The sequence below is a fragment of the Nonomuraea sp. NPDC049421 genome (assembly GCF_040677005.1).
In the GTDB taxonomy this organism is placed as follows: Bacteria; Actinomycetota; Actinomycetes; order Streptosporangiales; family Streptosporangiaceae; genus Nonomuraea; species Nonomuraea salmonea.
The window spans coordinates 111,419-123,159 of the sequence record NZ_JBFAQA010000028.1; the positions used below are offsets into that span (position 1 = coordinate 111,419).

Genomic DNA, 11,741 nt, shown 5'->3' on the forward strand with positions numbered 1-11,741 from the left:
GTTCCGGGCCCCCGTTACCGTCTTGGAACAGCCCCTTGACCGGGTGCGCGCCAGAAGGAGTCCGCTTGAAGATCACCGACGTCGAAGTCCTCGTCACCAGCCCGGGACGCAACTTCGTGACGATCCGCATCCGCACCGACGAAGGCGTGTACGGCATCGGCGACGCCACGCTCAACGGCCGCGAGCTGGCCGTCGCCTCCTACCTGCGCGACCACGTCGCCCCCTGCCTGATCGGCCGCAACCCGTTCCAGATCGAGGACATCTGGCAGTACCTGTACCGGGGCGCCTACTGGCGGCGCGGCCCCGTCACGATGACCGCGATCGGCGCGGTGGACATGGCGCTGTGGGACATCAAGGGCAAAGCGCTCAACGTGCCGGTCTACGAGCTGCTCGGCGGCGCGAGCCGCAACGGCGTCATGGTGTACGGCCACGCCAACGGCCAGAGCGTCGGCGAGGCGGTGGAGGCCGTCGGGCGCTACCTCGACATGGGTTACAAGGCCGTGCGCGTGCAGGCCGGGGTGCCGGGGCTCAAGGGCACGTACGGGGTGGGCAGGGGCGAGCTGTTCTACGAGCCCGCCGGCGAGGGGCTGCCCGCCGAGGACGCGTGGAGCACGGAGAAGTACCTGGCCACCGTGCCGGAGCTGTTCGCCAGGGTGCGCGAGGAGTACGGCAGGGACGTCCACCTGCTGCACGACGCCCACCACCGGCTGACCCCGATCGAGGCCGGGCGGCTGGGGCGGGAGCTGGAGCCGTACGCGCTGTTCTGGCTGGAGGACGCGGTGCCGGCCGAGCAGCAGGAGGCGTTCAGGATCGTCCGGCAGCACACCACGACGCCGCTGGCCGTCGGGGAGATCTTCAGCACCATCCACGACGCGACCCTGCTGCTGCGCGAGAACCTCATCGACTACCTGCGCATGACCGTGGTGCACGGGGGCGGCATCACCCACCTGCGCACTGCGGCGGCGTACGCGGCCGTCCACCACGTGCGCACCGGCTGCCACGGCGCCACCGACCTGTCGCCCGTCACCATGGCCGCCGCGCTGCACTTCGACCTGTCGATCCCGAACTTCGGCATCCAGGAGTACATGCGGCACACGGCCGAGACCGACGAGGTGTTCCCGCACGCCTACACCTTCGCCGACGGCTACCTGCATCCCGGCGACGCGCCAGGGCTGGGCGTGGACTACCGGGACGAGGTGGCGGAGCGGTTCCCGTACCGGCGGGCGTACCTGCCGGTCAGCCGGCTGGAGGACGGCACGATGTTCAACTGGTAGCTCCCGTTCCTCCGTTTCCGACCGCCCCCTCCCGAGAGGTCCACGATGACGCTTCACCCCTACAAGTCCGAAGTGCTGGAGCTGTCCGTCGAGGCGGGTGAGCGGTGGTGGGGCGGCTCGGTGGACGAAGGGCTGTCGATGCCGTTCGGCGCTCGGCCGTTCGCCCGTGACCTCGCCGCGCCCAGGGAGCCTCTCGGGCCGTCCAACCAGAGCGCCCCCGTGCTGCTGTCCACGCGGGGGCGGGTGGTGTGGTCGGAGCGGCCGTTCGCGTTCTCCTTCGAGGACGATGTCCTGCGGTTGTCGGGGCGCGGCATCGAGGTCGGCAGGGCGGGCGGCACGCTGCGTGAGGCGTTCCTGTCGGCCTCGCGGCGCTTCTTCCCGCCGTCCGGGCGGGCCCCCGCCCGCGCGCTGTTCTCCGGGCCGCAGTACAACACGTGGATCGAGCATCCGTACACGCCGACGCAGGACGGCGTGCTGCGCTTCGCCCGGGACCTGCTGGACGGCGGGATGCCGCCCGGCGTCGTGCTCATCGACGACCTGTGGGCGGAGGACTACGGCACCTGGCGCTTCGACCGGGCCCGCTTCCCCGACCCCGCCGCCATGGTGGCCGAGCTGCACGCGCTGGGCTGCTCGGTGATGGTGTGGGTGGTGCCGTTCGTCAGCCCCGACTCCGCCGTGTTCCGCGAGCTCGAAGGGCGGGGGCTGCTGCTGCGCGACGCTGCCGGTGAGACCGCGGTCCGGCGGTGGTGGAACGGGTTCAGCGCCACCCTCGACCTCACCCACCCCGGCGCGGTCGCGTGGATCACCGGCCGGCTCGACGCGCTCATCGAGGAGACCGGGATCGACGGCTTCAAGTTCGACGCCGGCGACGTGCGCGACTACCTTGCGGGCGACCGCACGGCCGAGCCCGCCGAGCCGGTCGACCTGTGCGAGGCGTGGGCGCGGGTGGGGCTGCGGTATCCGTACAACGAGGTCCGTGCGTGCTGGCGGATGGGCGGGCAGCCGCTCGTCCAGCGGCTGCAGGACAAGCCGCCGCTGTGGGGGCCCTCCGGGATCGGGTCGCTGATCCCCGAGATGCTCGCGCAGGGCATGATCGGGCATCCGTTCGTCTGTCCCGACATGATCGGCGGTGGTGAGATCGGGTCGGTGTCCGCGCAGGGGACGACCGATCAGGAGTTCTTCGTCCGGTACGCCCAGATCGCCGCGCTCAGCCCCATCATGCAGTTCTCTGTGCCGCCCACCCGCGTGCTGGACCCGGTGCACCTGGCCGCCGTCCGTGACGCGCTCGCCGTCCGCGCCTCGCTGCTGCCCCGTCTCCTCGGCCTGGTGGACCACGCCGCCGCCACGGGCGAGCCGATCGTGCGGCCGATGGCGTACCACGCGGCCGGCCTCGACGACGTCACCGACCAGTTCTTCCTGGGTCCCGACCTCATCGTGGCGCCGGTGACCGCGCAGGGCGCCACCGAACGGACCGTCGTCCTGCCGGAGGGCCGCTGGCGCGCCGACGACGGCACGGTGCTCGAAGGCCCCGCCCAGGTCACGGCCCCCTGCGACCTCACCCGCCTGCCCCGCTTCGAGCGGCTGCCCGCCGGGTGAGCGCACGGGTGCACCTCCCTCCCGCGCCCGGCCGGCCCGTCCCCGGCGATCCGCGCGTCCTCAGGCGCCAGGCCCCTCCACCACCGCGCCCGCGATCTCCCGCTCCTGGCCCGCGCGCGACCACCCGGCAACCCCGGAGGTCTACGGGTGCGAGTCCTCGGGGTCGTCGAGCAGGCGGAGGTCGGCGGGGCCGATCGTGGCGCTGGTCAGGAGTGCGGTGATGAGGTTGTGGTTGAGCGCGTTGCCGAGCGGCGGCGGGATCTCCTCCTCCAGCAGTCCTGGCACCTTGGCGCTGAGCCGCTTGCGGGTCTGGGTGACGACGTGGGCGGCGCGCTTGGCGGTCCACTGCTCGCCGGGGCGCAGGCGGCTCAGCTCGTCGGCGACCTGGGACCAGGTGAGCGGCTGCGGCCACGGCTCGGGACGCAGGTAGCGCTGGCCCAGGCAGACCAGGACCAGCCGCTCGACGTCGCTGAGCGCCCAGCCGTTCGGCTCGCGGGTGTCGGCCTCCTCGCGGCTGCGCGTTTCTCGCGCCGCGGCGGCCGCCGTGACGACCCGTACTTCGAGCAGGTGCTCCTGCTCCGGCCCGACGATGAACAGCGGCGTGTACGCGGCCGTCAGCGGCGCCCGGTGCCCGGTGAGCACCAGCCGGCCACCGGGCAGGCGCATCGGCAGGGTGCCGAGGTTGCGCAGGACCCAGTGCCCGTCCTCGCGGGTGATGGATCCGTGGCGGCGGCTGACGTACGGGTCGTCGGGGCCGACGCAGACGTGCACGTCCAGCTCGCTGCGCCCGAACACCACCTCGAACCCGGCGTCGGGCGCCACCCTGATCCCGCCGCCGCTGCCCCTGACGTAGAGGGTGCCCGGCACGTCGGGCGGCAGCCCGGCCACGTCGTCGGCCGGCGACTTGGGCAGGAGGTGCACCTTGCTGCGGGGCCGATGTTCGGTGCGCGCCATGTCGCGATCCTTTCCGCCTTCGCGGGGCCGTGTCAACGGCGATCAGGTGGCAGCATTCTTCGGGTGCCTCTCGATCCGCATCTTCTCGCCGTCTTCACGGCGACCACGGTCGTCGCTCTGGTCACCCCCGGTCCCGACATGCTGTTCGTGCTGGGCTGCGGGGTGCGGGGCGGCGCACGGGCCGGGCTGCTCGCCACGCTCGGCGTGATCACCGGTGACGCGCTCTACGTCGCCGCCGCCGCGGCCGGGCTGTCGGTGCTGCTGACGGCGTTCCCCGTGGTGTTCACGGTGCTCCGGCTGGCCGGCGCCGCCTACCTGATCCTGCTCGGCGTGCAGATGTTCCGTAACCGGGGCAAGGAGCAGGCCGGCGGCGCCGGCGGCATGACCGGGCGGCGGGCGTACCTGAACGGCGTGGTGTCCGCGGCGGCCAACCCGCAGACGTTCACGTTCATGGTCGCCTTCCTGCCGCAGTTCATCGATCCGGGGGCGGGGCCGGTATGGCTGCAGTTCGCGCTGCTCGGCGCGGTCCTGATCGTGCTGGAGTTCGCGGCGGACGCGACCGTCGGGGTGCTGGCCGGCCGCATCGGCGGCTGGCTGCGCACCCGGCGGGCGGTGCGCCGGCGGCTGGACGCGGCCACCGGCACCCTGTTCGTCGGACTGGGCGTCGGGCTCGCCGCCCAGCGGTGACGGTCAGACCGCGATCGGCTCGCGGCGGGCGGCGTGGCGGGAGCGCGGGCGGGGCAGGCCGTAGTGGGCGCGGAGGGTGTGGCTGTCGTACTCCTGGCGGAAGAGCCCGCGCGCCCGCAGCTCGGGCACCACGTGGTCCACGAACAGCTCCAGGCCGCTCGGCAGCAGCGGCGGCATGATGTTGAAGCCGTCCGCCGCGCCGTTGGAGAACCACTCCTGGAGCTGGTCGGCGATCTGCTCGGGCGTGCCGGCGACGACGCGGTGGCCGCGGCCGCCCGCCAGCCGCGACAGCAGCTGCCTGACCGTGAGGCCGTCGCGCCTGGCCAGCTCGACGACGAGCCTGCGGCGGCTCTGCGCGCCCTCCGTCTCGACCGGCACGTCGGGCAGCGGGCCGTCCAGGTGCTCCTCGGTCAGCTCGACGCCGGTCATGTACGACAGCTGGGCCAGCCCGTACGCGGGGATGATGAGCTCCTCCAGCTCCTCCTCCAGTGCGTACGCCTCCTCCTCCGTCGAGCCGATGATCGGCGAGATGCCGGGCAGGACGAGCAGGTCCTCGTGCCGCCGCCCGTACGCGGCCAGGCGCCGCTTGAGATCGGCGTAGAACTCCTGCCCGTCCTGGAGAGTCTGCTGGGCGGTGAAGACGGCCTCGGCGTGGCGGGCGGCGAACTCCTTGCCGTCCTCCGACGAGCCGGCCTGGACGAGCAGCGGGCGGCCCTGCGGGGTGCGCGAGGTGTTCAGCGGGCCTGCGACGGAGAAGTGCTCGCCGGTATGGTCGATCGGGTGGATCTTGGCGAGGTCGGCGTACTCGCCGGCGGCCCGGTCGGCCACGATGGCGTCGTCCTCCCAGCTGTCCCACAGCTTGGTGACCACGTCGAGGAACTCGGTGGCGCGCGCGTAGCGGGTGGCGTGGGCCGGGCGTTCGACGCCGAAGTTGGCGGCCTCGGCCTCGCCGGCCGAGGTGACGATGTTCCAGCCGGCCCGGCCGCCGCTGATGTGGTCGAGCGAGGCGAACTTGCGCGCCACGTGGAAGGGCTCGTTGTACGTGGTCGAGACGGTGGCGATGAGCCCGATGCGCTCGGTGACGGTGGCGAGGGCCGTCAGCAGGGTCAGCGGTTCGAGGCCGCCGAGCGCGTTGTGGCGTACCTTGCCGGCCAGCGCGAGCCCGTCGGCGAGGAACACCGAGTCGAGCGTGCCGCGCTCGGCGATCCTGGCCAGCTCCTGGTAGTGGCGGACGTCGGTGAGCCTGGCCGGTGCGCTGCGCGGGTGGCGCCAGGCCGCCTCGTGGTGACCGACGCCCATGAGGAAGGCGTTGAGGTGCATTATTCGCGTCACGTTGGTTCCTCCAGATGAGAGCCGGGGGGAAGGGCGGTGCCTCCCCCGCGCCCACCCCCGAAGCGGGCACGGGGCGAGGTGGATCCGTGCATCAGCGACACTGCGCGCTGGTGACGTGGCCGTGGTCCACGTGCGGGCGCCGGGTCAGGAGGAGGCCCTGGCTCATGCTCTCGAAGGTACGATCACCCTCCATTGAAGTCAATATTTCCTACTCGTTTTGCATGAATTCGGCTACATCAGGACGACGCAGCCGGTCTGCTCCAGCTCCGCCAGCAGGGACGGGTCGGGGTCGCAGGGGTTCCAGCGCAGGTCGAGCTTCTCCAGGGCGGGCATGCGGGTGACCCAGCCGGGCAACTCGGTGAGGCGGTTGCTCCTGAGGTCCACCTGGCGCAGCAGCGGCAGGCCGGCGAGCGGCTCCGGCAGCTCGGCGAGCCGGTTGTCGCGCAGGTCGAGGTGGCGCAGCTCGCGCAGGCCCGCCACCGAGGGCGGCAGGTGCTCGATCGCGTTGCCGCGCAGCCACAGCTCGCGCAGCCGGGAGAGCTCGCCGAGGCCGGCGGGCAGCGTGGTCAGCCGGTTGTGCTGGGCGCGCAGCTCGATCAGCGAGGCCATGCCGCCGAGCGACTCCGGCAGGGCGGTCAGCTCGTTCTCGCCGACGTTGAGGTAGCGCAGCCCTCTCAGCCCGCCGAGCGTGCCGGGCAGCTCGCGCAGGCGGTTGTCGTGCAGGTAGAGGCAGCCGCTCAGGGCGGTCAGCCCGCCCAGCTCGTCGGGCACGGTGGTCAGCTCGTTGTGGCCCAGGTCGAGGGTGACCAGCTTGTGGAGGCGGCCGATCTCGGGCGGGAGGGCTTTGAGGCCGGTCTCGGCGAGGATCAGCACCTCCAGGTCCGTACGCTCCCAGACCTCGCCGGGCACCTCGCCCAGCGGCCGGCGCCATAGGTTCAGCGTGTTCACCATGCGGTCCTCTCCCTCTATATCGGGGCCGGATAGGGCATGCTGCTACCGGCCCTACCGAATCGCCTTTTTGGGAGCGTAACGATGACCGACCCCCTCGCCGACGACCCCCCGCTCGACCCCGGCTTCCCGGCCACCACCCCGGCGCTGACCTTCGAGAGCGCCGGCACGGACCTGCTGGGCGTCCTGCACGTGCCCGCCGGGCCCGGGCCGCATCCCGTCGTGGTGCTGCTGCACGGCTTTCCCGGCAACGAGCGCAACTTCGACCTCGCGCAGGCGCTGCGCCGGGCGGGGTACGCGGCGCTGGTGTTCCACTACCGCGGCTCGTGGGGCGTCGGCGGGTCCTGGTCATGGGCCCACGTGCTGGAGGACGCCGCGACCGTGATGTCCAGGCTGCGCGAGCCTGATCTCGCCTCCGCCCATCGCCTGGATCCCGGGCGGATCGCGGTGGTGGGGCACAGCCTGGGCGGTTTCGCCGCGCTGATGACCGCGGCGGCGGACCCGTCCATCGCCGCCGTCGCCTCGATCGCCGGGTTCGACTTCGGTACGGTCGCCGCCCTCATCCGCGACGATCCCTCCCATCGCGGGGTCTACACGGAGGCGTTCGCCGACTCGCTCGGCCCGCTCCAGGGCACCAGCGGCGAGGCCCTGGTGGCGGAGATGGAGGCGGCCGGGGACGCGTGGCGCCTGGCCCGGCTCGCACCGCTGCTCGCGGACCGCCCGGTGCTGCTCATCGGCACCGGCCGCGACGACGTCACCCCCTCCGCGGTGCACCACGATCCGCTCGTGGCGGCGTACCAGGCTCATCCCGTCAAACGTCTGCACCACGATGTCCTGCCCACCGACCACGCCCTGTCCGACCACCGCGTCACCCTGGCCCGCATGGTCCTCGGCTTCCTGGGTCGTCACCTCTGACGGATCGACGCGGACACGCGAGCGGGCAAGGATCCGTCTCCGACTTGCACTGACATTCGCCGACAAGCTTCGTTGAGACGTTGGCGAGCTCTTCGAGATGCCAGCCCCAGCGCGATACACGTCAGCGATAGGCGTTCGGCATACTCCGCAGCGACGCTTGGCCGCACATTGCTTACGGGCTTACTGTCGAACACCAGCGGCATATAGCACCCCCGTGCAGTCTTATGGGCACGGCTATTCCATGTAGTCGATCATCCAACATAGGAATCAACCGCAAACGTGCATCGCAGAGGAAAGAGACGATAATAATCAAAGCTCTCATGCCCGTAAGTCTCGTTATCATCGGACTAGTTGCCATTCCCAGCGGACCTGCATCGGCGTCCAGAAATTCTTCCCATTATCACGCCTCGACGAACTGCAACTTAAGCAAGACCACGATAAAGAAGAAGATCAAGGCTAAGTTCGGCCGTCAAGGCAATAAGGCAATCCGAGTGGCGATATGCGAGTCCAATCTTAATCCTTGCGCCGGAATCACCACTCCGTCTCAAGGTCTTTTCCAGTTACGCGTTGGATTGTTCGACGGAAATCTTCTGGATGCTGACAATAACATCAAAGAAGCTTATCGGGCGTATAAGACACGAGGGGGATGGAAGGCATGGAGGCCCTTGTGCCACAATGCCTGATCACGGACGACCGAACAGGCCGACGCACAAGCACATTCACCCCAACAGGAACTTCCGCACACCACCGGCGCCGCCTAAGGCTGCAAGCCCCTTTCGCCCTGTTCCACGGTAAGGCGCGTCTCCGTGGCCAGACCATCACGCGACCGGCCCAGCCCATAACCACCTGGTTCCGTGCGAGCCCCATCGGTGGCTCCTTTTGGCGTCACCGCCTTCGCGCACCAGCAGCATGCCAGTACGCGTCGACCACGATGGAAACACCGACACAGGCCAGGCAAATGACCCCAGCGCCCAGGGTCCTACTCCCTGCCAACGGCGCAGCAGTTCCGTACACTGCGACGCTGCGACCCCTGCGACCCCCGCCACGCGGGCACATCCCGTCATTGAGCACCAGTCTGAACTTGCCATCGGATCCGTCGACGAACTGGACACTCGGCCCAGGCCAATATGAGCGGCAGGCACCAACACCGCTCACCGCGTGGTGGTCATATCACTACGACCCTCAAAGAGCACATCAGAAGAGAACCACCAAGTTCATTCATTCTGAAGCAGGCTCTCTGATCGATGCCCAGGGTGGTGATTAGGCGGCTTCCTCGTGGCCGCGCAGCTGCGAGCACGCGTCGCAGGACGTCCGGTCCGGCGCCTGGAGCAGCTGGTCGAAGGAGATGAAGACACCGCAGCCCCGGCAGATGCCGTAGAGCCCGCGGTCCATGCGTTCGAGTGCGGCCCTGATGCGGCCGGCGGTGGCCCGGTCGAGCACGGGGTCGGTGGCGGCGAGCCGGTCGTCGAGCAGCTCGCGCAGCTCCTCGAGCCGCTCCAGGTGCTCGGTGTAGTGCTGCAGGTGGGTGTGGACTGATCTGTCGTCGGCCATGACGCTGATCTGCTCCTCGCTGGACGCGAAAGGAAAGGACGGCGTCCCCATCGGATACGGGGTTGCTCCAGCGGCACGCTGGAGTGACGGTGATCGTGAAGACAGGGGTGCGTCAGATCAGGGGTGGGCTGCGTGAGCCCGCGGTGCGGTGCCCGAACTGCTGGGGGTCGCCGGTCAGGTCCCCTTCGGGACGTGGCGCGGGCGGCAGCGCGAGGTGGGCGGCCTCGGCGTGCCGCATGCCGCGCAGGGGCGGCCACAGCGTCAGCACGGGATGTTCGCGGACGCTGGTCGCCTGCGGTGGCAGGCTCGACAGGCCGTCGTCGCCGGCGTGTTCGTCGCTGGTCTTGCTGGGGGCCAGGGCCGATCGGGGGACCTGGTCGGGTTCGTACCAGCCGTTGTGGGCGCCGGTCATCAGGCCGGCCGCCAGCAGGGACAGCAGGAGCAGGCCCATCACGCCGCACCGCGCGAGGGAACCTCGTGGTGTCGTGGTGCCCCACGGTCCCGTCATAAGCCCGACCCTAGCCCAGACCGTACGAAAAGGGCATTCAACCGCCGAGGTCGGTCCGGCCGGATGGCGCTGGCGTTCCGGTTGTTCCAGGACGACGGCCTTCGGGTGCGCGCAGGTCCTGCTGCTGGTGAGCGTGCCGATCGCGGTGCCGGCGATCGCCGGCGTACGGCCCGGCATCGCCGACGCCACGGCCGACCTGCACCGCGACCCGGCCGGCCTGCGGCATGACTCCCCCGTGTGAACACCCATTGGATCTTCAGCACCCTAGCGGCCAAGCCCGACATCACATGAAACATCACCCAAACCCACCCCACCCCCACCTCTGGCCAAGACCCCGCCTTCACGCCCAGAGGCTGGTGCGCCTTCTCCTTTGTCTGGGTGGGGTCAGGTTTTTTGGGGGCGGGGGGTGCCGTACGCGTCGTGGGGGGTGTCGGCGTAGGCCCACTGGTGGTCTCTGGCGTGGCGGCAGGCCGATTCCACGTCGCCTGTGCGCATCACGTCCAGGAGGTCGCGGTGTTCGTCCGCGACGCGTTCCAGTTCGGGGCTGGTGACCATCAGGGCGATGGCTGTGCGGGCCTCGATCTGCAGGGCCTCCCAGGCACGGGTCAGCAGGCCGTTGCCGCCGGCCTGGACGACGTGGCGGTGGAAGCGGGCGCTGGCCAGGCCGATGCCGGTCATGTCGGCGGCGCGGGCGCAGGCGTACATGTCCTCGACCGCCGCCTCCAGCAGGTCGTACGGGAGCGCCCCCGCCAGCATCGCCAGCCGGGTCGCGGTCTCCTCCAGGGCCGCGCGCATGATGTACGCCTCGCGGATCGTCTGCTCGGCGAAGGGCAGCACGCGGCTGCCGTGCCGGGGCCGGCTCTCGATGAGGCCGAGCCCTTCGAGCTGCCGCAGCGCCTCGCGGACCGGGGCCTGGCTGGTGCCGTACTCGGCGGCGATCTTCGTCTCGATCAGCCGCTCCCCCTCGCCCAGCTCGCCGGTGACGATGCGGCGCAGCAGGCCGTCGCGGATCTGCCGGCTCAGGGTCGGCCGGGCGGAGCGCGGCGCGATGGGCGGGTGGACCGTGTGCGCCGCGTGGGCGGTGGGTTCTGGCACCAGACCCCCTCGGAAATCCCTCTTGACTCTCGAATCATCTCATCTACGTTCAAATTATCGATATCGATAATTGGAGCGCAGATGCTGATATCGGTTGAGATGCCGGACAGTGCCGACGCGGCGCACGCCTACCTCCGAGACGGTGCACTCCCCCTGGGCGGCGGCACCCACCTGATGGCCAAGCTGGACGACACGGCCGGCACCGACGTACGCCTGGTCAGCCTGCGCAAGGCCGGCCTGCGCGGCATCGACGCCGAGGACGGCGTGGTCACCCTGGGGGCGGCCACCACGCTCGCCGACGTCGAGGACGACCCCCGGCTCCCCTACCTGTCCCCCTGCGTGCGCTCGATCGCCGCACCGCCGGTCCGCAACCTCGCCACCGTGGCCGGCAACCTCTTCGTGCCGCAGCCGTACGGCGACCTCGCGGCGGCCCTGCTGGCCCTGGACGCCGAGCTGGACGTCCTGGGCGCGGACGGCGCCCGTCGCGAGCCCCTGGAGCGCGTCGCGGCCGAGGGCCTGCCCCAGGGCGACCTGGTGACACGGATCCGGTTCACCGCCCCGGCGCCGGACACCTTCCGCTTCCACAAGGCGACCAGGCGGCGGCTCAACTCGGGCTCCATCGTCACGGTCGCGGCCAGGGTCACGGTCGAGGACGGCGTGGTCGCCGGCGTACGGCTGGCCGTCGGCGGGCTCACCCACCGCCTGGTACGCGCCACCGGAGCAGAACGGGCGCTGCTCGGCGAGCCACTGACCCCCGAGGCCGTCGCCCGCGCGGCGGAGGCGGACGCCTTCGAGCCGGTCGGCGACGCCTACGCCTCGGCCTGGTACCGCGCCAGGGTCTACCCCGTCCACCTGCGTCGCGCCCTGCTCGGGGCATGAAA

The 11,741-nt window shown here is 70.8% G+C and carries 11 protein-coding genes; 5 read left to right on the forward strand and 6 right to left on the reverse strand.

Annotated elements, in window-relative coordinates:
• Nucleotides 1-65 precede the first annotated feature (65 nt).
• Together manD and AB0K18_RS37425 are read left to right on the forward strand one after the other, a co-directional pair.
• Nucleotides 66-1,274 carry a D-mannonate dehydratase ManD gene (gene manD, locus AB0K18_RS37420; RefSeq protein ID WP_364924446.1) on the forward strand — a complete coding sequence of 403 codons (1,209 nt, stop codon included), beginning with the start codon at nucleotides 66-68 and terminating at the stop codon, nucleotides 1,272-1,274.
• Nucleotides 1,275-1,319: 45 nt separating this feature from the next.
• Nucleotides 1,320-2,870, forward strand: coding sequence for a glycoside hydrolase family 31 protein (locus tag AB0K18_RS37425; RefSeq protein ID WP_364924449.1), 1,551 nt, complete (start codon nucleotides 1,320-1,322; stop codon nucleotides 2,868-2,870).
• A 141-nt stretch (nucleotides 2,871-3,011) separates the two neighbouring features.
• Here AB0K18_RS37425 and AB0K18_RS37430 read toward each other — a convergent pair whose 3' ends face one another.
• On the reverse strand, nucleotides 3,012-3,824 hold the full coding sequence (locus tag AB0K18_RS37430; protein ID WP_364924452.1) for an FHA domain-containing protein: 813 nt from the start codon (nucleotides 3,822-3,824) through the stop codon (nucleotides 3,012-3,014).
• 63 nt (nucleotides 3,825-3,887) lie between these two features.
• Here AB0K18_RS37430 and AB0K18_RS37435 point away from each other — a divergent pair, with 63 nt between their 5' ends.
• The gene (locus tag AB0K18_RS37435) at nucleotides 3,888-4,511 is read left to right on the forward strand and encodes a LysE family translocator (protein WP_364924455.1); all 624 of its coding nucleotides are present in this window, start codon (nucleotides 3,888-3,890) and stop codon (nucleotides 4,509-4,511) included.
• 3 nt (nucleotides 4,512-4,514) lie between these two features.
• On the opposite strand, the gene AB0K18_RS37440 is transcribed toward AB0K18_RS37435, so the two are convergent.
• Both AB0K18_RS37440 and AB0K18_RS37445 read right to left on the reverse strand, forming a co-directional pair.
• Nucleotides 4,515-5,831, reverse strand: coding sequence for an LLM class flavin-dependent oxidoreductase (locus AB0K18_RS37440; RefSeq protein WP_364924574.1), 1,317 nt, complete (start codon nucleotides 5,829-5,831; stop codon nucleotides 4,515-4,517).
• Between the two features lie 243 nt (nucleotides 5,832-6,074).
• Entirely contained in the window at nucleotides 6,075-6,794 is a 720-nt protein-coding gene (locus AB0K18_RS37445) for a leucine-rich repeat domain-containing protein (protein WP_364924458.1), read from the reverse strand.
• An 81-nt stretch (nucleotides 6,795-6,875) separates the two neighbouring features.
• Here AB0K18_RS37445 and AB0K18_RS37450 point away from each other — a divergent pair, with 81 nt between their 5' ends.
• On the forward strand, nucleotides 6,876-7,706 hold the full coding sequence (locus AB0K18_RS37450) for an alpha/beta fold hydrolase (protein WP_364924461.1): 831 nt from the start codon (nucleotides 6,876-6,878) through the stop codon (nucleotides 7,704-7,706).
• A gap of 1,260 nt (nucleotides 7,707-8,966) precedes the next feature.
• Here the strand turns inward: AB0K18_RS37450 and AB0K18_RS37455 are convergent.
• From AB0K18_RS37455 to AB0K18_RS37465, 3 genes are all read right to left on the reverse strand, one after another.
• Nucleotides 8,967-9,257: a hypothetical protein gene (locus AB0K18_RS37455; protein WP_355426774.1), complete on the reverse strand. Its 291-nt coding sequence runs from the start codon at nucleotides 9,255-9,257 to the stop codon at nucleotides 8,967-8,969.
• 112 nt (nucleotides 9,258-9,369) lie between these two features.
• The gene (locus AB0K18_RS37460; RefSeq protein WP_355426772.1) at nucleotides 9,370-9,765 is read right to left on the reverse strand and encodes a hypothetical protein; all 396 of its coding nucleotides are present in this window, start codon (nucleotides 9,763-9,765) and stop codon (nucleotides 9,370-9,372) included.
• Between the two features lie 384 nt (nucleotides 9,766-10,149).
• Nucleotides 10,150-10,860, reverse strand: coding sequence for a GntR family transcriptional regulator (locus tag AB0K18_RS37465; RefSeq protein WP_364924465.1), 711 nt, complete (start codon nucleotides 10,858-10,860; stop codon nucleotides 10,150-10,152).
• Between the two features lie 81 nt (nucleotides 10,861-10,941).
• Here AB0K18_RS37465 and AB0K18_RS37470 point away from each other — a divergent pair, with 81 nt between their 5' ends.
• Nucleotides 10,942-11,739 carry an FAD binding domain-containing protein gene (locus tag AB0K18_RS37470; RefSeq protein WP_364924467.1) on the forward strand — a complete coding sequence of 266 codons (798 nt, stop codon included), beginning with the start codon at nucleotides 10,942-10,944 and terminating at the stop codon, nucleotides 11,737-11,739.
• Nucleotides 11,740-11,741: the final 2 nt, after the last annotated feature.